This is a genomic window from Maribacter antarcticus DSM 21422, from assembly GCF_000621125.1.
GTDB lineage: Bacteria > Bacteroidota > Bacteroidia > Flavobacteriales > Flavobacteriaceae > Maribacter > Maribacter antarcticus.
Window position 1 is genome coordinate 318,642 of the sequence record NZ_JHZC01000006.1, and the last position, 21,371, is coordinate 340,012.

At 31.2% G+C, this 21,371-nt stretch carries 22 protein-coding genes; 2 read left to right on the forward strand and 20 right to left on the reverse strand.

The window, feature by feature from the left end:
* Window positions 1-566: 566 nt before the first annotated feature.
* The 5 genes from Q360_RS0106660 to Q360_RS0106685 form a co-directional block, all read right to left on the reverse strand.
* Complete coding sequence (locus tag Q360_RS0106660; RefSeq protein ID WP_027076390.1) at window positions 567-1,682, reverse strand: retropepsin-like aspartic protease; 1,116 nt, start codon at window positions 1,680-1,682, stop codon at window positions 567-569.
* 347 nt (window positions 1,683-2,029) lie between these two features.
* Entirely contained in the window at window positions 2,030-2,767 is a 738-nt protein-coding gene (locus tag Q360_RS0106665; protein ID WP_027076391.1) for a DUF3108 domain-containing protein, read from the reverse strand.
* Window positions 2,768-3,040: 273 nt separating this feature from the next.
* Complete coding sequence (locus Q360_RS25135) at window positions 3,041-3,334, reverse strand: TraB/GumN family protein (protein WP_084273380.1); 294 nt, start codon at window positions 3,332-3,334, stop codon at window positions 3,041-3,043.
* Window positions 3,295-3,549: a hypothetical protein gene (locus Q360_RS0106675; protein ID WP_027076393.1), complete on the reverse strand. Its 255-nt coding sequence runs from the start codon at window positions 3,547-3,549 to the stop codon at window positions 3,295-3,297. Before Q360_RS0106675 ends, Q360_RS25135 begins: the two co-directional genes overlap by 40 nt.
* A 393-nt stretch (window positions 3,550-3,942) precedes the next feature.
* Window positions 3,943-4,914 carry a hypothetical protein gene (locus Q360_RS0106685; protein WP_027076395.1) on the reverse strand — a complete coding sequence of 324 codons (972 nt, stop codon included), beginning with the start codon at window positions 4,912-4,914 and terminating at the stop codon, window positions 3,943-3,945.
* A gap of 224 nt (window positions 4,915-5,138) precedes the next feature.
* Here Q360_RS0106685 and Q360_RS0106690 point away from each other — a divergent pair, with 224 nt between their 5' ends.
* Entirely contained in the window at window positions 5,139-6,221 is a 1,083-nt protein-coding gene (locus tag Q360_RS0106690) for a sensor histidine kinase (RefSeq protein ID WP_084273381.1), read from the forward strand.
* Between the two features lie 25 nt (window positions 6,222-6,246).
* Window positions 6,247-6,957, forward strand: coding sequence for a LytR/AlgR family response regulator transcription factor (locus Q360_RS0106695; RefSeq protein WP_027076397.1), 711 nt, complete (start codon window positions 6,247-6,249; stop codon window positions 6,955-6,957).
* Between the two features lie 146 nt (window positions 6,958-7,103).
* Here Q360_RS0106695 and Q360_RS0106700 read toward each other — a convergent pair whose 3' ends face one another.
* The 15 genes from Q360_RS0106700 to Q360_RS0106770 all read right to left on the reverse strand — a co-directional run bounded on the left by Q360_RS0106700 (window position 7,104) and on the right by Q360_RS0106770 (window position 21,299).
* On the reverse strand, window positions 7,104-8,051 hold the full coding sequence (locus Q360_RS0106700) for a TolB-like translocation protein (protein WP_027076398.1): 948 nt from the start codon (window positions 8,049-8,051) through the stop codon (window positions 7,104-7,106).
* Complete coding sequence (locus tag Q360_RS24575; protein ID WP_051554606.1) at window positions 8,048-9,094, reverse strand: adenylate/guanylate cyclase domain-containing protein; 1,047 nt, start codon at window positions 9,092-9,094, stop codon at window positions 8,048-8,050. The genes Q360_RS0106700 and Q360_RS24575 overlap by 4 nt, the downstream gene beginning before the upstream one ends.
* 788 nt (window positions 9,095-9,882) lie before the next feature.
* Window positions 9,883-10,131 (reverse strand): P-loop NTPase family protein, encoded by a 249-nt coding sequence (locus Q360_RS26105; RefSeq protein ID WP_027076399.1) that lies wholly within the window; start codon window positions 10,129-10,131, stop codon window positions 9,883-9,885.
* A 238-nt stretch (window positions 10,132-10,369) separates the two neighbouring features.
* A complete protein-coding gene (locus Q360_RS0106715) occupies window positions 10,370-11,614 on the reverse strand; it encodes a serine hydrolase domain-containing protein (protein WP_027076400.1) in 1,245 nt (414 codons plus the stop codon).
* A gap of 223 nt (window positions 11,615-11,837) precedes the next feature.
* On the reverse strand, window positions 11,838-12,635 hold the full coding sequence (locus tag Q360_RS0106720; protein ID WP_027076401.1) for a carbohydrate kinase family protein: 798 nt from the start codon (window positions 12,633-12,635) through the stop codon (window positions 11,838-11,840).
* Between the two features lie 215 nt (window positions 12,636-12,850).
* Window positions 12,851-13,594 (reverse strand): type 1 glutamine amidotransferase domain-containing protein, encoded by a 744-nt coding sequence (locus Q360_RS0106725; protein WP_027076402.1) that lies wholly within the window; start codon window positions 13,592-13,594, stop codon window positions 12,851-12,853.
* Window positions 13,595-13,732: 138 nt separating this feature from the next.
* Entirely contained in the window at window positions 13,733-14,863 is a 1,131-nt protein-coding gene (locus Q360_RS0106730) for an amidohydrolase (protein WP_027076403.1), read from the reverse strand.
* Between the two features lie 124 nt (window positions 14,864-14,987).
* Window positions 14,988-15,701 carry an aspartate/glutamate racemase family protein gene (locus Q360_RS22640; protein ID WP_036195244.1) on the reverse strand — a complete coding sequence of 238 codons (714 nt, stop codon included), beginning with the start codon at window positions 15,699-15,701 and terminating at the stop codon, window positions 14,988-14,990.
* A gap of 179 nt (window positions 15,702-15,880) precedes the next feature.
* A complete protein-coding gene (locus Q360_RS0106740; RefSeq protein ID WP_027076404.1) occupies window positions 15,881-16,294 on the reverse strand; it encodes a DUF2000 domain-containing protein in 414 nt (137 codons plus the stop codon).
* A 6-nt stretch (window positions 16,295-16,300) separates the two neighbouring features.
* Window positions 16,301-17,254 carry a bifunctional helix-turn-helix transcriptional regulator/GNAT family N-acetyltransferase gene (locus Q360_RS0106745; protein WP_027076405.1) on the reverse strand — a complete coding sequence of 318 codons (954 nt, stop codon included), beginning with the start codon at window positions 17,252-17,254 and terminating at the stop codon, window positions 16,301-16,303.
* A 297-nt stretch (window positions 17,255-17,551) separates the two neighbouring features.
* The gene (locus tag Q360_RS24580; protein WP_027076406.1) at window positions 17,552-18,289 is read right to left on the reverse strand and encodes a DUF6090 family protein; all 738 of its coding nucleotides are present in this window, start codon (window positions 18,287-18,289) and stop codon (window positions 17,552-17,554) included.
* Window positions 18,290-18,511: 222 nt separating this feature from the next.
* A complete protein-coding gene (locus Q360_RS0106755) occupies window positions 18,512-19,102 on the reverse strand; it encodes a hypothetical protein (protein WP_027076407.1) in 591 nt (196 codons plus the stop codon).
* Window positions 19,092-19,565: an RNA polymerase sigma factor gene (locus tag Q360_RS0106760; RefSeq protein ID WP_027076408.1), complete on the reverse strand. Its 474-nt coding sequence runs from the start codon at window positions 19,563-19,565 to the stop codon at window positions 19,092-19,094. Before Q360_RS0106760 ends, Q360_RS0106755 begins: the two co-directional genes overlap by 11 nt.
* On the reverse strand, window positions 19,565-20,494 hold the full coding sequence (locus tag Q360_RS0106765) for an alpha/beta hydrolase (RefSeq protein WP_027076409.1): 930 nt from the start codon (window positions 20,492-20,494) through the stop codon (window positions 19,565-19,567). The genes Q360_RS0106760 and Q360_RS0106765 overlap by 1 nt, the downstream gene beginning before the upstream one ends.
* A 271-nt stretch (window positions 20,495-20,765) precedes the next feature.
* Window positions 20,766-21,299, reverse strand: a complete 534-nt coding sequence (locus tag Q360_RS0106770; RefSeq protein ID WP_027076410.1) for a GNAT family N-acetyltransferase — start codon at window positions 21,297-21,299, stop codon at window positions 20,766-20,768.
* Window positions 21,300-21,371: the final 72 nt, after the last annotated feature.

Here is a 21,371-nt window from a genome sequence, read left to right on the forward strand (position 1 = left end):
TACGTATAGGTCTTGAAACGGTTTTATGTAACCCGAACCAAACGCTAAAAGACAAGCTATTCCTGTATTTCGTGTAGATTTTGCCGCTTTTAACATGCAGCGATACACCTAAGCAGACATAAAAAAATTAAGAGGTATAGCACTTTTATAAATACGGGCAAGCCACAAGTCCGTCTGGATATCTATTGCGCAACAGTTGCGTTGTGGCGGTAAAAGGGAAAACCCCAAAAGCTGGGTTATTTTTAAAGGCTAAGCCACACTTAAAAGATAAACCAATGAAACTGGTACCGTAGATTTTTTGTTGCTCTGATAAACGTTCTGCTTGAGAACTGAGTGGGTCTTTTATAGGGTAAGTAGCAAAAAAGGGAAAGCCTCGAAGATTATCTTACTTTTTACCACATATTACCGCTAACGGTTAGTATATGGCAAGTAGGGCAATAGAAAGAGACCAACTTTCAAGTTTACTTTGAGCTAAATTTTATATTTGGCGGACTTTGTAAGTGACTCAGGACTTCCGTAAACTACTGAACACCATATTTTCTATATACCGTGTTAGCAGTTTTTTGTTACAATAGCTTCTCTTTTCTTAATGTGAAACTTAACTTTTTATTATCCCTTAGTATGGAAATTTTAAGCACTTCTTTTTCCTTGGTAAGCCCATTTTCAAGTATTTCGCACCATTGCTCTGGTAATAACTTATTATAGTTGGTTTTACCTACTTGCAATATTTGATCACCTATTTTTAAGTCTTCCATATTTTTATAGATATTACTAACTATTAAATGGTTTTCTTGGTTGGAACATGAGAAACCGAAAGTCGCTAAAGTTGAGTTATCATATTCTGTTTTATTTATCAATAGAATTTCTTTGGTAAACCAATTTAGGACAAAATCATAGTTTTTAAAGAACTGGTTTCCAATTGTTGATGCTGCTTCATCGGCAAAACTAACGATAGTGTTTTCAAGTGAGACATCTCCAAATGAAACAGAGGGTGCTTTGATGTGATAAGTACTATCTGCTTTACCTAAGCCATAAAGTCCTGAACCTGAAATTCCAAAACTGGATGTTTGTGGAATCGAAGGATTGTTTTTCATCAAAGCATTATAAGTTTTCTTCGATAATGAAATACCACCATTTGAGCCTAAATCGACGATGACGTTTTTCTGGGTCACATCATTTAATCTAAAATCTATAATAGGCGTTCCAGTAAGCATTGTAAAAAAAGGTATTTTACTAGTTACTTTTGGAATACTTAAAGATTCAATTGAGTTGGTGATGGTAATTATTTGATTTTGGTAATCAAATTTCCAAATAGCTTTTCTCATTAAATTTGAACCGATAAAACCATCAATTCGTAAACAGCCTACTTCTTTAGATTGCTTTAAATCAGCAACTGCAGCGCCCATATTTAAAAAATCAATACCTCCTAAGCCTAGCTTTTTTATTAAAACAAAACCTAACTTAGATTCTTCACTTTGACTATCAACAACTTTCTGTTTAAAGATGTTACTTAGCTCTAATTTTTTAGCTAATTCCTTTGAAATAGCATTTGGAGCCCCTGTATCAAGAATAAAATCATACTCTTCTCCAGAAATATTCACTTTCAAAATAATAAGACCTAAGCGATATTCAAAAGGAATTTTAACATTGAACTCTTCTTGTTCAACTTCTCCACTTTTCATTAATTTAATTGTCTTAAGAGTACTGCAACTTGTTAGAAGAAGAAGCATTACGAAAGTCGATAGTAATAATTTTTTTATTGTTTTCAATTGTATTTTTCAGTTAGGCGATTGTATATATCATTTGTTACAGCTTCTGCAAATTACTGCTAACGTCTCGTATAGGAAACATAGCGTATAAATAAACGCTAACTTTTCAGATTATACACGAGCCGAATTTTTCTTTTTCTCTTTATTTTATTAAAAGCCAAATTTAAAAATTTGGCGGTCTATGTAAATACACATGAATCTTTGGTATTGCCTATATTAGCTATGTTTTATATAAATTGTTGTACACAGTGTTTTTTGCACTATTCTACTAATTCCATTAACATTTTTCTCCCACCAAAATCAATTTCTTGTTTAAGTATTTTTCTTGTTGATGTGTCTATGTAATATGTACTTATAGCAGCGTTGTTTGAAATATCATCTGTAACTTCAACTTTCCAAACTTGTTTCGTTTTTCCATTGAAGTCGATAGACGTCTGTTCTGTATCTTTAATTGTTGCGGTAATTACTCCTGTTTTAGATGTGGGATTATAGTCAAAAATAGAAATAGTGTTTGAATAATTATTTTTTAAAGGAAGAAATCTTATTAATTGAGGGTAGAAATTACTATCAAAAAAAGGCTTGTCAACTTCTTCAGAAATTTGTGTTTTAGTCGCTGTTTGCTTATCTAAATAATAGCCAGTAATTTTTTCTTCAAAATTCAACACCATATCTCTTTGTTGATTGAATGAAGAATGATATACCGGTTTAAAATTCAGTGTTTCAACAATGGTACTGTCAACCCATTTGGTAGGCGACTGTTTCATATTGACTGTTGTAATAATGTATATGCTCTCTTTTTCTTTTTGAATTTCAGTTAGCACATTTCCTATTTGAATTTTAAGAGAATCTTTAAGCATAAACCAAGTCATTTCAGAAGTTTCGGCTTTGATAAAACTTTTGTCAGCCGGATTATTTAATGGACTTAATGGTGTTTCTTGACTAAAAACCTGAAGAGAGGTTCCAAAAGTAACTAGTAAAATGTAAAGTATTTTTTTCATTTGTTTAAGTTTTTTATATCTCTTAGTAGTCAAATCTGAATTTTTGTTACACTTTTTTAGTATTATGTTCAACGGTTAGGCTAAGCGTAGTGCGGAGGCAAGGAAACTTTTGGTTTCCGTCTGCGCACGAAGCTAAAGCTTATTGTTTTGCTTTATTTTTTTCTTATCCAATGTTAAATCCATAAGATTTAGCGGCCTTCTAAATATACATAGACCTTTCGATTTAGCTCTAAAGTCCGCATTACGTTTAGGTTTTGTCAGGCGGCGTATATTTTATTCCACTCTTTGTAATTCATATCCATTCTCTTTCAACAAATTTAGAATTCCATTTTCACCTCCTAAATGTGCCATTCCAACAGCGATAAATGTCCTGTCTTTTTCAATCAGGTATTCTATGTCCTCTATCCAATTTTTGTTTCGTTTGTCCAACAGTATTTTTATAATTTCTTCTCCCATTTGGACTGTCATACTTTTATATAAATTGCTTACTTCTTGCCTTTTGTATTGGTTTAAGGTTTCTTTATAGTTTACCAGTATTTGTTCTTTGATACGTGTATTTTCAGGTATTTTTCATCGCTAATATTTTTCAGTAAGTTTAGAACTTCGTCGGTAGATTCCAGTCCCGTTACGTCCATTATCGATTCTAACGCTTTTATGATTAGTTCACTTTCCATATTTATAAGTTCGTCTCCGTATTCTGCAATGACAACCCTATACCTTTCCAGTAAAAAAGTTGGCACTTTAAAGTCTGCAAACTTTTCCTGTTCCGATTGATTTGACATATCTCTTTCTAATGCAAGTATGTCACATTCTTGAAGTTTGGAAATAACCTTTTAGGAAAGCTCCAATTCAGTTCGTGGATATAGATGTATTGTTCCGAAAATAAAGGATTCGATTCCACTTTTGGATTCGATTCTCCATAAAATCTCCGATTCAAGTGCCGACTTTTTTTTTCTGCCACAGGATGACAAAAAAAACAGAATTGTGATGTAAAGTAGAAGATTTTTAACACGACGCCTAACGTATTCGTGTATGATTTGTGCGACTTAGAATCCGCAGGATTTTCAGTTATAGTAAACCGTATGTTTAAAGATATAATTTTTATTTGAAGTTCATGTGATAGCATGAAATATACACGTTGTTGTAAAACGTTTCTATCCCATTTTGTTGAATTATTAGTTTTCATAGAGGTAAATGGCCGCTGCTTTTGCCATTTTTCGTTGATTGTGTCCCACTCCAGCAATGATTTTTAGTTTCCAGTTGAATTTAGTTTTCAGCATTTTTGCTATTGCTATACTGTTATTGTAAAAATAAGTCCCTCTTGCTAACCTATGTGTTCCTTGTTTGTCTGTTGTCTTTGACCTTAGGATTTTGCCTCCTTTTTCATCTGCATTATCCAATTCGCCAAGAAAAATAACTAAATGCTTCTTGAAAGACCTTTTTAGATTTTTGTTGTTAATCCCCGTGTTTTTTAAACCAAAAGGTATAGTTGTATTTGTGTTTGGAAGTGTGTAAGAACCGGCATTTGAAGCCAGTATTCGATTTGCTTTTGAATTAGGATAAATTAACGCAAAGCGATGTAGAATTTGCCCACCAGCAGAATGCCCAAACATATCATATTTTTGTTGCTTAGATTTCACTGCTCTTTTGGCGATTATAAAAATTCGATCGAAATCATGATAAATCCATTGACTAGTATCTGTATTTGGTTTAAATTCCACGATGTCTTCATCTATAAAAACTTGATTGGAATTCTTTTCAAAAGTAACTCCTTTTCTGATGTCCAATTCTTTAATCAAACCACCTAAGTGATAATCGGCGTAGGAATAATCTTTTTCGGCATAAGAAGGAGAAAGTATCAATACATTATGCTTTTCTGAGGCTTCAATCCAAGAATCTCGATAATCGTCTCCGTTTCTTCCAGCTCCTGGAATAACCATCAAAACCTTCGATTTTGTAGTCAAGTTTTTTGGTTTGTGATAATACACTGTAATTGAATCATTCTCATGTCCAATACCTCCTTTAATGTAGAAAAAACCAGAACCTTCATTAATTTTAATGATTTCCAGTGTATCTTTTTGTGCAAACGAATAATTGATAAATCCAATACAAGCTACTGTAATAAAGGCTAATAATTTAATGTTCATTATTTTTAATTTTAATTTTAAGTGAATCTCTTTTAATAAGACAAAGAACTTCATTAAAATAGTGTTGATTATAGTATGTCGACGACTAAGTCATTGTTAACTATAGAGCGTTGATATTATAGGATGTTTTTAATTCGTCAGTAACAAATGATTATTAAGGGTAAATAGAGAACAACGCATCGATATTTTGATCCTGACTCTAGTTATTGTGTATTTTTCAAATTATGATTAAATCATTAACTCTGTTTAGCACTAGTATTCTTCAAAAACGTTGGTTGAGTCATGTGATATTTTGGATACTTTTATTATTGTGTTATACCTTAGCAATGAAAGATGGTTATGGTTCAATATCTGAATCTTTTAACCGGAATGTTATTTTATTACTTCCTCAAATAATAGCTTCTTATTGTCTTATTTATTTTTTAAATCCAACGTTCTTATACAAGAAGAAATATGTGCTCTTCGGGTTTCTTTTTTTAATCAGTACATATGTGTTTTCTATTCTAGCTCGTGTATTGGTAATTTATGTTGTAGAAGAATTGTACAGAGAACAACCATTTAGACAAGAATCACTTTTAGAAATTGCATCTGACGTAAAAAGACTGTATCAAGATTTTTTTCATAGAGTCTATTTACCAGTATTTCTTTTTGCAAGCGTTATGCTTATAAGAGAACGTTTTGAAGAAAAAAGAAGAGCAGAATTTTTGAAAAAAGAAAAGGTAATTGCAGAATTAAATTTTATGAAAGCTCAGATTCACCCACATTTTTTATTTAACACATTAAATAATTTATATGTGCTAACGCTTCAAAATTCTGACAAAGCCTCTGATACTGTTTTAAAACTATCAGAAATGTTAGATTACATGTTGTATAAATGTAATGAAAATACAGTTTCAATTTCAGAAGAAACTCAGCTGATACAAAACTATATAGATTTAGAACAGTTGCGTTATGGAAATAGGTTAGAACTTGTTTTTAATAAGAATATTGATGATTCTCAAACTCAAATAGCTCCATTAATTTTAGTTTCGCTTGTTGAAAATGCCTTTAAACATGGAGCGAGTGGAACAGTTACCATTCCTAAAATAAGAATAGAAATTGGTGTTAAAAATAAACAGTTATTATTTTCTATATGTAATACAAAACCAGCACACGTTCAAAAAGATGTTACAAATTTTAAAAGGGGAATTGGACTTGTAAATACGAATAGTCAATTGCAATTAATTTATCCCAACAAACATTCAATGGAGGTTGTAGAGGATAAAATCTCATATAATGTAGAGCTTCAAATAAATTTAAATACCTAAAACGGTAAAACTTGAAATTAAATAAGTGAAGATAAAATGTATTATTATAGATGATGAGCCTCTTGCAATAGCATTGATTGAAGCACATGTTGCTAAATTTCCTAATTTGGAAGTAATAGCGACTTGTAACAATGCATTGGAAGGTTTTGAAGTGTTGAAATCGAAGCCTGTAGATTTGATATTTTTAGATATTCAAATGCCGCTGTTAACTGGGATTGATTTTTTAAAATCTCTGAGTAATCCGCCTAAAGTTATTTTTATAACAGCTTATAGAGAATATGCAATAGAAAGTTATGAATTAGAAGTGGTAGATTATTTATTAAAACCCATTTCTTTTGATCGGTTTTTTAAAGCGATTAATAAGTACTTTAAAACAGTTGAAAGCAATTATAAAAACGAAGTTGATGTTTCTAAAAAAGATAAAAATTCAGGTTTTATATATGTCAATGTAAATAAGAAAAATGTTAAAATTTTATTTTCAGAAATTGTTTATGTGGAAAGTTTAAAGGACTATATACAAATACATACCAAGGAAACGACAATTGTTACCAAAGATAAAATCAGTGATTTTGAACAAAAGTTACCAGAAAATTTTCTTCGAACGCATAGATCATATATTGTTAACACAGATAAAATCACTGCCTATACGGCCCATGATGTTGAAGTTGGTACATTGGAAATTCCAATAGGAGTGAGTTATAAAAAGGAACTACATAAAGTTCTAAAAATACCTTAATACATGCTTTACAACGGTTTGTGTATGGTTTCGTTGCGTTTGGTAATAAGGTATCAAAAAGGGAAGAACGTGTAGGAAATTCGCGAGGTCTTCTCGACAGACACCTAAATGGCTGCGCAATGAACTATAAACGTTGTTAGCAATTGTTATTTTTCTTTATGTTTAAAAATCTCATTTGATTTAACCCAATACACTGCACCTTTCGTCACTCCTTTCCACCCACTATTTGCAGGAGAACTATATCTTTTCGAGAAGAAAAAATAATTATTGTCAGGCGACATATAGGGACAGTAATAATTCCAATCTTCATTTATATTCTCTCCAAGGTTAAAAAAAGTTGGTCTTTGCCATTTGCCATTTTTTTTGAAAGATACCGCAAACCCCTTTTCATTAGAATATGTATTGGCAGTTATTAAGAAACTTTCATCAGGTGAAACATAAGTACTTCTTTCTCCTTTTTCAGAATTTACTTCAGGACCAATATTTATCGGAGAGTCAAACTTCCCATCTCCTAAATACTGAGCACGATAAATATCTCTTTTACCTAAGCTACCAGGCCTGTCAGATGTGAAGTACAAACTTCCGTCTGCAACTACAACAGGGTATGATTCTGCATATTCTTGTGTTGATATAGGGTGTTCAACTTTTGTCGCTAATTGCCATTTACCATTATTTTTTTGGCTTTTGTAAATGTCAGGCTTAGACTTTTTTAAATGGTCTTCTGGATTAATACCAAGAAAATACATTGTATTCCCGTCTTGGCTAATTGAAGGGTCAATCGCAACTGACTCCTTTTCTTGGTCGATAAACATTTGTATAGGTTCTGGCAAATTCCAATTACCTTCAATTAATTCAGAATGATGAATAACAAATTTTTCATTAATAATTCTGGTAAAAAACATTTCGGTAAAAGAAGAGTTAAACACCGTATTAATTTCAATGCTGTCCGTGTTAACAATTAACGGAGCAAATAATTTTGGAATTGTAGTGGGTGGAGCTTGATTTAAATACGGTTGATTAGAATTTGTTTGTTTACAGCGTAGTAACACAAAATTTAGTCCAATTATTGATAATAGAAAGAGTTTTTTATTCATTTGCTTATTTTATTTTTATGAATACCATAAATAAGTACCGTTTTCTTCTTTCCCTTTAATTCTATATTGCCAATTTTCTCAAATATGAAACCTATATCATCTATTACGTCTTTTAAGTTTTCGGAAATTAATAATTGTTGATTGAGTTCATTACATTTTCCTTGAATCCTTGCAGCAGTATTGATGGTGTCTCCATGATACGCTATTTCTTTTTTATACTTCCCTATCTCAGTCACTGTAACTATACCTGAATTTAGTCCAGCTTTAAAAAAGGGCTTACAATTATACGCTGCCTCATAATAGTCTTCCTTTTTATCTAATTGCTCTTGAAATTTAAAATATGCCATAAGGCAATTCTGATTTCTTAATCCTATTTCAAGCTGCCAAGACAGGACTACTTCATCTCCAACATATTGATATATTTCTGATTCGTAATCACTTACAATTCCTAAATCATTAAAACAGTCTTGAATCATTTTACTGTATTTGATATGGCCGAGTCTTTCTGCGTGCGTTGTTGAAGACTGAAGATCTAGAAACATAAATATTCGTTCTTCTTCTCTCGGAGAATAAAATCTACCGCTAAAAAGCTTCCAAAGATTATTGCCTCCGAGAAACAAATTAATCTGCCTTAAAGCAAACATGAAAATGTCAACACATATTATATATAGATAAAACGCAAAACTGCCAGGTTCGAAAGCAAATTCGATAAACGTTATGTTTTTTCCAAAAATGACATATGATATAGAAATAATAAATATTAGGAATAGTATAGCATATAGTACTCTTAAAACTAATAGTTTTTGTATTGATATTCGTTTAAACATTTTTTTTTCAGCTACTATTTGAGCATATCCAGAAATACTTCCTAAAAGTAATCCGCCAATAATAGAAGCGAATATGGATTGCCAAAACTCAAATTGAACGGAACCTAATTCTTGAGATCCTTCACCTCGAACAACACTTAAAAAAAGAAATGAAATTGTCCAACCAATAATGTATTGTTTAAGGATTTGCCTTCTACGTTTGTATTTAAATTTCATTAAGTTGTCTTTTTGTTCTAAATATATCTACTCTGCATTTGAGTTTCATAAACGAGGTCTTATTTTAACTTGTCGCTAACGTCAAAGCTATACGTAGTGCAGGAGCAGAGCAGTACTCATCTTTTTTATTTTACACTTAGCTAAAGCAGTTTTTTTGTGTTTATTTTTTTATTTTAAATCCCAAATCAAACTGTTTTGGCAGACCTTCTAAAAATACGCAAACCTTATGATATTGACCAAGCGCCGCATTACGTATAGGTCTTGTTAGCGGTTTTATGTAACCCGAACCCAGCTCCAAAAAACAAGCTCATACTGCTATTCCCGTGGATTTTGCCACGGCTTACATCCTGTGATAATCCTAAGTAGACATAAAAAAAACTTGAATACTTATAGAACTTTTATAAATACGGGCAAGCCATAAGTCCGTCCGCGTATCGATTGCGCAACAGTTGCGTTGTGGCGGCAAAAGGGAAAACCCCGAAAGTTGCTCTATTTTTAAAGCCTAGGCCGCACTTAAAAGGATAAACCAATGAATTGGTACCGTAGATTTTTTGTTGCTCTGATAAACGTTCTGCTTGCGAAATGAGCAGATCTTTTATAGGGTAAGCAGCAAAAAAAGGAAAGCCTCGAAGGTTATGTTACTTCTTACCACATATTACCGCTAACGTTTAGTATATGAAAAGTAGGCGATTTCAAAGCACCTAAATTTCAGTTAAGTACAAAGTTTGATACGAGTCAAAAGCCTAGATTTTACTTCTTTCGCCTATTTTTTATATACATGGTTGTGCTTAGTTTTGGTTTATCGTGTGCAAATTAATTTTTTCATTTCTACCTCTTAATTCTGTTGCTCTTAATGCTGCTGAATTAAACCTTGAATTATGGCCTATAGTTTCAAGATAATCTTCGGATACTAGTAAATCGACTTTCAGATTATCATTTCGTTTTTTTAAAGATAATTTTTCTTGAAAAGGTGGTTCAGTCTTTTTCCAATAATAATCATCAACATCCAGATGCTTAAAATCTGTCTTTTTTTTCAATTTCCTTTCCTAAAGTTGTAGTTCCAGAACCTGACGCACCAAAGATCAAAATTTTCATTATAATTATCTATATTTCTCGGTTTAGTCTAATTACTGGCAACGATTTGTATGTGATTTGTTGCGTGTTTAAGCACTTAATTTATTAAATAAATCACAGATAGAAAATTTCAGCTGAATTTTTGTGAGTGGGCGATGACTAGCACTAAATTAGATACTGTGTTGCCCGTAGTTTTTTAAGTTATTCCTTTATAATCTCTCGTCTATAATTCAATAACTTATTTCTTATTTCATCCATAGCATTTTCGGTTACCGCATCAACGTCCCTATTCATTAAAATGATTACTGCATCCTGCTTTTCTAAGTCAAAATAGGCATTAGTGAATACACCAAGGTCAGAACCAGAATGGCCTGTTAAACCGTCTTTATTGTCTCTCCAGAAAAAACGTTGTCGAGTACTTAATGAATCTGGGAGCTGAAGTTTAAACATCTCATTAAAAGAATCTTCTGATAGTAAATTATAATCACCATTTTTTCCTCTATTAAAGAATGTTTTTATCAAAATTGTTAGGTCATTAATACTAGAATTTAGGCCTCCATCTGGGTATTGAGGATTTCCATAGTGAGGATATTCGATAAAGCTTTTATTCTCAAAAGGAGGATTGAAAATTTTGGAAATCAAATAATTAGTTATAGGTGTACTTGTATCGGCACATAAATTAAAAAACGGAACACATTGTTTTACATTATAGCGTGTAGCTAATTTATCCATTTCAAATTCCGCTAGTGACCATCCAGTATTTTTCATTTTTAAAGGATGAAAAATTTCTCTCGAAGAAAATTGGGCAAGACTTTCTTTCGTGATAGATTCTAAAACTAAACCAGCAACTCCTGCTCCAAGATTACTATAATTTCTTTCAGTTCCGGTAGGGGTATTCTTGAAGAATTCTCCCTGATTATATAAAGTGCCACTAGGTGTTAGTAGTTTTTTGATATGTTTAGAAAGTGAAATTTCAGCATCTTTATTAATCTCATAACTATCAATATCATAATAATCATTTATACTTGAGGTATGCGTAGCCAAATGATGCACAGTGATTGTTTTTACATCATTTTTTGGGTTATCGATTCTGAAAGGCAAATAGGAATTAATATCTTGATTTAAATCCAGTCTTTTTTGGTCGACCAATTTTAATAGAGCAATACCTAAAATAGGTTTGCTTATTGAAGCAATATTGAAAGGCGTATGTATGTCAACTTTTTTTTGACTACTAACGTTCGCATATCCATAGCCCTTCAATAAAATAACTTCTCCATCTCTTATTACAGAAACAGCCATTCCAGGAATAGCTGTTTCTTCCATTTTTGCTATAATATATTCATCACTATTTTTAGCTGTAGTACTTTTTATTTGTTGTTTTGGTAAAAACAAATAAATTAAAGTTAAAACAAGGATGAATAGTAAAGTAATTTTGGTTTTTTTCATTTTTATAAGTTAAAAATTTAGGTCTCAATTATAAAGACGCTGAAATAATAGAAATGGTTGTATGTGTGTGTGTTTTAATTAATGGCAACGTGTTTGTGTATGATTTGTTTGCGTTGATTATACGATTAATTTAGTAAATACAAACCGAATAGAAAATCCGCGAGGATTTTCGTAAGTAACGTAGAACCAGCAATTAATTATACACGGTGTTGTGTGTAGTTTTCTATTCTTGTTCAACTCCACCTACAAAACTCAAAACTTTACTAGCAGCAATTGAACCTTCTTTTAATGATTTTTCTATGTCTTTAGTTTTCAGCCATTCAATACTAAAAGCTGCTTGAAAAGCGTCTCCACAACCTGTTGTGTCAATAATTTTATCAACTTCAATCGCTTTTTGGTAATATCTCTTATTTTGAAAAAGGGCTACACTACCTTTTGCTCCTAAAGTCGACACTATTAGTTTTCTCTTTTGGGAAGAAAGTTCTTGCAGTTCATCTAGCATTTCTTCTTTACCACTCAGAAAAACAATGTCGATATTGTCTATATGTTCTTTGATAAAGTCACTTCCCAAGTAGTCTAAAAAGTCAATGACTATTAATTGACTTTCATTTCGTCTCTTTAAAAGTTCTTTCAAGTTTGAGGCGCCAGCTGGCATTGCAACAATTTTACTGTCAGCTAATGAATTCCAATCACTTTCTGATAATCTAAACTTATCAAATGCGCCTCCATTCCAGCTATCGTCTTTAAAATATCTGTCTCCTTTTTCATTAATAAAAATTTTATTTGATGCAGTCGGTTCGTTAATCTGGTATAACCTAGAACGATTTATATTTAATTTATCTAATTGGTTTTCTATTAGTTTTCCAAATCTATCTTTTCCAATTGCCCCAATTACTGAGGTGTTTTCATATCCTAAAAGTTTGCATTGAGTAGCAAAGTTCAATGAATTTCCTCCGACGTAAATTTTATCCAATTCAGGAAATAAATCGACACAAAAAGATGTTAATGCTGTTATTTTCATTTCTGTTTGTTCAAATTACACACAACGTCTCGGCTATGATTAGTACTGGAATTAAAAGTAATTAATTTCCGATTAAGCACTTAGCCAAAGCTTTTTTATTTTGTTTTATCTTGTTTGTTCTAAAGCCAAATCAAAAAGATTTGGCGGACCTGGCTCAAAGCACGGAACTTTTGGTTAAGCACCAAAACCCGTATTAACTGCAGTCATTGTTGGCATTAGTTTTCTATTTGTTGAATCATTTCTTTTGCAACTATTGCCGAAGAGGGTAGAAACATGGTGGACACAATTCTCTTGTCAATTACTATATCATGTTTATCATTCAAATCACTTTTGGATTGAAATATTCCGCCATTTGCTCTCAATTGATTTTCCAACATTACAGGTAATAAAGTTCCTTCTTTAGCCCAGTTTTTAGTAATCTCAGTTGAATTTGGAAAGCCAGTCACTTTCTTCCCTTTAACCATATAATCACCATTATTAAGTTTGACATTTGCAAAAGCACCAGGTCCGTGTCCACAACCTCCTACTATTCCACCATTTTCATAAATATTGGCTATAATTGATAATAAATTTTCGTTGTTGGCGACATCAAATAATGGTCCATATCCACCACCTATAAAAACGGCTTTATATTTTTTATAATTTACTAGGTCAGGCGTAAGTGAATTTTCAACATTACCATTAAAATTCTCATACTTTATAGTATAACTACTAATTCCAAGAGGATCCATCGAGAAAGGGACTTTTCCACCAGTTGGTGAAACAAAATCAACTTCATATCCATGAGAAACAAAAACATGGTATGGAGGAGCTACTTCCCAGAGATTGTTACCCGCAAAGTGTTTTTCTGGGTCTCCCATGTCTTCTGTATTTGATACTATAAATAATATTCTTCCTTTTTCAGTTTTACAGGAAACAAATATTAGTAACATCAGTAATGCTAAAAGTGTTTTTTTCATTTGATTGATTGAGTTTTATATAAGATAATAAATATAGAAGGATGTTACAGTCTTTCTCAATTAATGCCAACGTTTAGCTAAAATTTCGTGCAACGGTTAGGTTGATTGGGCATGAATTTTAGCTCTTGTTGTAGGTAGTTATTTTAATATTTCATTTATAATATTTTTGAACATATCAATTCCGGTTTCAATTATTTCTTCAGGAAAATCATAGTCACTATGATGAAGCGAAGGATGATTAATACCAGCTCCTAAGCCGAACATTGCTGCTTTATAATTTTTTGAAAACCAACCAAAATCCTCGCCAAACCGCAACGGCATCTTTATTTCTTTTATATTGAAACTGTTAGTTAGAGCTACTTTTTTGATAAGGTTATAACTTTCAACATCGTTTTTTGTTGCTGGAAAATATTCGAACCATTTGATTTCAAATTTTAAGTTATGTCTATTACAGGCAAAGGTTACGTATTCGGATAAACTTTTTTCTAAAGCCTTCATTTTACACTCGCTCCAGGTTCTTAAAGTGTAATGGATTTCCGCATTTTCAGGAGAAATACCATAAGTTTTTTCGCCAATATTTACATGAATAGGTGTGATGACTGAAAAATCATCGCTTTCTAAATTATGATTGGCAAATTTCGAAAAAGAACTCACGATTTCAGATGCAGCAACTGTAGGGTTAATTCCATTCTCTGGTTCTGAGGCATGTGCCTTTTTCCCTTTTAATGTAATTATCATACTTTGTACAGTAGCCGTAAAATAGTCGGCTTTTAATACGATAGAATTAGTTGGAAATCCAGGTAGGTTATGTAAAGAAAAAATGTAATCTGGTTTAATGCCTATAAAATTTTCATCTTTCAAAACTTTAAATGCTCCTTCCCCAGTTTCTTCGGCAGGTTGAAAAAGAAGAACTATTTTTCCTGATTTAAATGTTTGTTCCTTTATCCAAAATATTAGTCCTGCCACAATTGCCATATGCCCATCGTGGCCACATTTGTGTGATATTCCTTTATTTATTGATTTATATTCAAAGTTGTTTTTTTCCTCAATAGGAAGAGCATCAAGTTCACATCTAATTACAATAACTGGACCTTCTTCGTCAAATTCGTAAATTGCGGCAAGTCCAGAGCCTCCTATGTTTTTTATGATTTTGGTTGGATTGTTAGATTCAATGAACTCAATTATTCTATTCGAAGTATTGCCCTCGCAACCTGACAATTCAGGGTTTTGATGAAGTTTTTTTCTTAGAGTTAATATTTCTTGATTCATTATTTTGTGTAATTACTTACAACGTTTTTGTACAAGATTAGTTGCTGTGGTTAAGCAATAAAGTTAATAAATAAACATAGATAAAGTCTGCGAGGATTTTCGTAAGTATGCTAAAACAAAGCAATTAATTTTGTACGGTGTTGGCGACTGGCTTTTCACTTTCCAATGCAAAATTTATCATATCTTCTACGTGAATTTTAGTTGTATCGAAGACAGTAAAATTAAAGTCCTTTTGTTCAATTAGCATAGGTATTTCTGTGCAACCTAAAACAATTCCTTCAGCTCCTCTTTCGATCAACTTATTAGCATAATTAATAAATTTTTCCTTTGATTCTTTAGTTACAATTCCTTTTCCAAGCTCATTTTTGACAATATTTTGTATTATTTCAATATCTTTTTTATCTGTCGGGATAATTGTTTCTATGTCGTATTCTTTCAGTTTATCATGGTAAAAATCCATTTCCATTGTGAATTTAGTCCCTAATAATCCAACCTTGCTCAATTTTTTCCTATTAATTTCTTTTGCAGTAGCAGATGCAATATGAATAATTGGAATTTCAATTTTTTTTTGAATTTCGTCTGTAAATAGATGCGCTGTGTTTGCACACAAGACTATGGCATCCACATTGCTTAAGACTAAACTTTTGCATGCATCAAAAATAAGGTCAAAAGAATTTGTCCAACCTTTATTTTGAACGTCTGAAAAATTTAATGAATATATAATACATTCCGCAGAATTTAATCCACCCAATTTTGCATTAATACCTTGATTAAAAAATTTATAATAATCCAAAGTTGAAGTCCAACTAATTCCTCCTACAAGTCCAATTTTTTTCATTTTATATTCTTTTTGTTCTATGTTCTGTTTTAGCTTGTTGCCAACGTTGTTGTATAAGTTTAGTTGCGTGTTTTAAGCAATAACGTTAGTAAATAAAACCCGTACCAAGAAAGTCCGTTTGGACTTTCGTAAGTAAGCTAAAACTAGCAATTAATTTTATACGGTGTTGTAGGTAGTTTTTATCCGTGGAATTTAAGGCCATTCAGAGCTTTGTTCACTTTCCTATTGTCCCCATAAATTATAATTCCTACCAAAATCTGATTTTCGTCTGTTAACTTGCCTATTTCAATGTGGTTTTCATCTTCGTTTTTTGTTGAAAAAAGAGAGTCTGTATAAATCCCAATATGTAGTTCTCTTTGTTTTGCTCTTGAAAATGCTCTATCCATTTGAGCTTGGTCATCGGCTTGATAAATAATAATTGGTTGCTTGATAAAAGGTAGATATTCCGATTTTGAAGCATTTACAAATGATTTTCCGTGCGTTTCAGGAAATTTTATTGCTACCGAACTTGCTAAAAATGAAGCAACATTGAGCTTTTGCCAATTTAATAGTTCGTCCTTGATGATAATAGCTATTTTATTTTCAAATTTCATTTTTGATTATTTCAGTTTAAGTTCCATTTGAATATTACATCTTTCATATGGTGTGTAATGACCAACTATTTTTTTAAATCCTAGTTTTTCATATAATGAGATTGCTGGTTTTAAAATTGTGTTACTTTCAAGATATATGTTAGAGGCGTTTAATTTTTTTGCTGTTTCAATAATAGATTTTCCTAATAAATACCCAATGCCTTTCCCTTGTGCTTTTGGAGAAACTGCCATTTTTGCCAGTTCATAATCATACTTATCATTTTGCATTTTCAGTAAGGCACAAACCCCTAAAATAGTCTTACCTTGAACACCCACTAAAATTTTCCCTCCTCTGTCCAAAATATAGCTTTTAGGGTTGTCTAATGCTTTTCTATCGGCATCTTCTAATTTGAAATATTTGGTAATCCACTCTTCATTGAGTTCTTGAAAAGCTGTGTGGTGTTCTGGTGAGTAATTCAAAACTTCAATTGTTGAAGATTCTCTTATTTTCTTCTCTTCAATAACTCTTGTTAAAAGTGACCTTTCTTTTAACAAGTACTCAAACTCTTGAATAGCTAACCAAATATTGTGTGTGGTTAGTTTTAGTGTATTTTTCATTGCACTTCCAACGTCTATATATTGTTCTTGTATTTTTGCAGATATACCTTTCCCTTTTTGAGTTAAGAGTATATTATTTATCCGTCCATCAGATTTATCTTTTTGTTCTAAAACCAATCCTTTTTTTGACATTTCTCGAACAATTTTAATGACAGATGGATGTGAATGTCCAATTTCGTCAGCTATTGAAGTGATAGATTTTCCTTTATCATGATTAGATAAAAAGTAGAAAACTGGAAACCATTTTGGTTTTAGTTCTATATCATAAACTCCATATATTTGTTCAGCATTTTCTGTAACCTTATCGCTTAATGCTCTTAATCTGCTGCCTAATGCCATTTCTCCAATTTCATCAAAATCCATTTTCTGTGTTATTAAATACGTAACTGGTTACGAATATATAAAAAATACTTTTCTAATTATATTTTATTGGTATTATGCGGTTTTTTTAAATTACCTACAACGGTCTTGTATATGGCTCGTATCATGTAAATTAATGATATTTTTCGCTTAAGCACGAGCCAAATTTTATAATTTTCTTATTACTTTTTTTTCAATAGGCCAAACTAAAAAATTTGGCAGACTTCTTAAATATGCCAAAACTTCGATTATGCAACTGCCCAGCTATGAGCTATATACCGTGTTGTTCTTTCCTTATTTTCAGTTAGCTGTTTCTATTTTTTCTAATAATGTAGTTGCTGACTCTTTATAATATCTTAACAGAGGCAAAAAGTTTTCAATCGCTATTAGTCTATATGTCACAACCTTATTTTTAAAAATTTTACTCTTTGCAAAAAAAGCTATCGTTTTAGGATTGTATTTCATAGTCATATGGTGTGAATACCAAGAGAATTGCTCAATATATTTTATATTATTAAATGACTCTTCCTTTAATTTATCAAGTACCAAATTTAAAGATTCATCAATATTATAGAACTGAATAATTTCATTTGTAAGGTCTTTATTTCCGCTAGTGTTAAAGTCATTATAGGTTTTAAGTAATCCAATACCTTTATCTTGAATATCAAAGGCTATAAAACTATTTATATCCATTGGGATGGTAGTAAAATCTAAATAATTAGTTACGTTAATTGAATCTAAAGGAATATTTGAATATCCTTCTGTAATGAATTTTTCAAGTCTCAATTCTAATTGTTCATAACGTTTTATAACGTCATCTATATTTGACAGGTCGGACTTTAAGTTTTGTTCAACTTCATTGTAAATGGTGTTAAGTTGATTTTCACTTTTCCTGTTTTCATTCCAATTATTAATTGACAATGCAATCAGAATTCCAATAACAACGAGGATAATTTCTCCGATTGCATAAGTCAGATATTTTCCAAACTTATTTTCGGTCAGAGTTTTTTGTCTAATTTTTCTAAAGAATTTTATCATTTGTAACGGTTTCTGATAATGAAGCACAACGTTTAGTATATGGAAAGTAGGGCAATTGGTAAACAGTTACTTTCGGTTTTGCACTTAGCCATATTTTTCATTTTATTTTTAACTTTCCTCTAAAATGCAAATTAAAAATATGGCGGATTTTGTAAATAAGCACAAGCCTTTGTTTAAGTACTTTTTGCCCTAATTTTTATATACATTGTTATATGCTGCCTTTTAGTCATTCATTTGATTATTCAATTTTTCAAATTCAACTAATAGCTTATTAAGTTTTGCGTTCTGTTTCGTAATTGTTTTAGGTCTTAAATAAAACCAATTTATTGCAAACCAAAGTATGGTTATAGCATAGGTGATTATTCCCCAAGTAATTGTCATCTTAGAAACATATTCAAACATATATAGGCCAATTCCTAAAGAAAGAATTATAAAATAGATACTTAACATTGTAGTCTGTTGGTATACTTGTATTTCTTTTAATTTTATAAGTTGTTGAAGGTATTCCTTACTATTAGGTTCTGTTTTATTCTTAGTTAGTAAAGAAAATTGTTTGTTAAAAGGTAATAAAAAAATAATCACAGCTAAAATAGTTAGTATAATACCAATCTTAGTAGTTACTAATTCAGGCTGATAATAATACCAAATAAAACAAATAAAAGTAATGGTTAGTAAAAGTGTAATGTTGACTAATATTAGCTTTAAAAAACTTCTGCTTTTTAGTTTATTTGCTTTAGTATAAAGAATTTCCACATTTGGAGTTTCTATCTTTTGTGTATTCCATATTTTTTTTAAATCTATATTAGTTTCCATTTTTCTTGAATTTTTGTGCTAATTTTTCTTTTATTCTGTGAATCTTAACTCGAACGTTACCTTCAGATAGACCAATAATTTCAGCTATTTCTTTTTGATTCATATCTTCTAGTTCTAATGAGATGATGATTCGTTCTACTTCTTGTAGTTCTGAAATGTATTGATATAATAACTGTATATCTTCCTCTATGTTTGTGTCTAAAATGTCATCCTTAATCTCCAATGGTAATTCAGACTTAGGCATCTTCTTATCTTTTTGAATTTGACGCAAACAGGTATTGGACGCAATTCTAAATATCCAAGTTCCAATAGAAGATTCGTTTCTAAACTTGGGTAATTGTTTCCATACTTTAATAAATGTTTCTTGAGTTAAATCTCTCGCTGCATCTGTATCATTTGCGTACCCCATACATAGCCTAAAAACCTTTTGCCAATATGTTTTATAAATAGTTTCAAAATTCATTATTCAATCCATTTTTTTAACGCGTCAATAAATTTAATTTGCTGGTCTATAAAGAGGTTATGAGAACAGTTGAATAGATATTCCAAATTATTTTCCCCAATTAAATTTTCAATATTTCTTACTTGACTTTCTGAAAATAGACCATCATCTTTACCATATAAACCGAAAACAGGTATACCATTCTTTACTACTCGTTTTAGATTTTCATTTAAATCTAGCGTAGTATATTTTTCGTTTTGCCAAAATCCTCTTGGTGCTTCATAAGTCATTTTTGAACTATATTTTATAAGCAGACTATCTGTTTTAAACGTTGAATAAATATTTGCAGCTTCTTTTGTTAGCTCTTTTGGATAATAAAATCCATTTTGCATAGCGTGACTAAAAGAATATGAACTAAACTCCATAGAGTTTTTATCCATTTTTTCTAACATATTTATATAGTTAAGATTAACTGAATCTTTATTGCTAATGTAAATTGATTTTGATGATTTTAATATGGTGGAAAGTGTTTCTTGCATTGAAAGGGGTGCTGAGACAAGAATAATAGATTTAGTTTTAGTTGGATGTTTTTCTGCATATAAGGTTGCAATTACACCACCGAAGCTATGTCCTATTAGTGTTGCTGATGTTAAATTGAATTTATCATAAATTAAATTTATATCATCAAAAGTTTCATTAAAAGTGAATTTTGCATTTTCATCTAGTGACCTTCCTTCACCACGTCTGTCATAAGAAATGACATAAAAACCATTTTCCGAAAGTTTTTGAGCTGTTGTTGATTCAAAACCTACAGAATTATATCCAGGTCCACCGTGAAGGTAGATTAGCGGTTTATCATTTGGATTGCCAAATGCTTTTGAATAAATTGTTTGCGAGTTAACTACAAGTGTAGATACTATAAATACGAATACTGTTAGTGTTTTTTTCATTTTGTTCCCTTTTAGTTTTCATTTGGATGCAAGGAATGTCAAAATGTTACAAATTATTTTTTTTAGGTTTCATATAATGGTTTGTGTGTGAAACGTAGCGTGTAAAAAGACACGAATTTTTCGGATAAACACAGAGCCGGATTTTTATGTTTTGTTTTTAATTTTTCTATTTTAAAAGCCAAATTTAAAAATTTGGCGGTCTTTGTAAATAAGCACAAACCTTGCGATTTAGCACTTATTAGCTATGTTTTATACACGTTGTTACCACACGTTATTTTTCATTTTCATATAATACACATTCTTCCAACTCTGTGAATTCAGAAAGTAGAGGGTGATTAAAATTTTTAGTCTTTTTCATTCCTATTTTTTTCATCACTTTTTCCGATTTATCATTTGTCTCAGGACAGATTGATTTAATATTTTTCAGTCCTATTTCATCAAATGCATATTCAAGGCATTTCCTCGCGCCTTCTGTAGCAAAACCTTTTCCCCATTCTGTTTGAGCTAATCTCCAACCAATATCTACGCAAGGTGTGAAATCAGATTCAAAGGTCTGTTTGGCAATTCCAATAAAACCTATAAATTCAGTATTTTCAAGTTTGTCAACCGCAAAATAACAGAATCCATTTTCAGAAAATTGAGTTTTCATTCGGTCAATGAATTCATCAGTCTGTTTTTGTGTTGGAATAGTTGGGAAATGTTCCATCATTTTTGGGTCAGAGTTAATTAGTCCCATTTTAATTTTATCTTGCTCTGTCCAATTTCTAAACCCTAATCTTTCAGATTTAAATGTGTAATTCTCCATTTAGTTTTTCTAATGTGTGGTAACGGTCTTGTATATGAAAAGTAGCGTTTCGAATAGAACCAACTTTTCGGG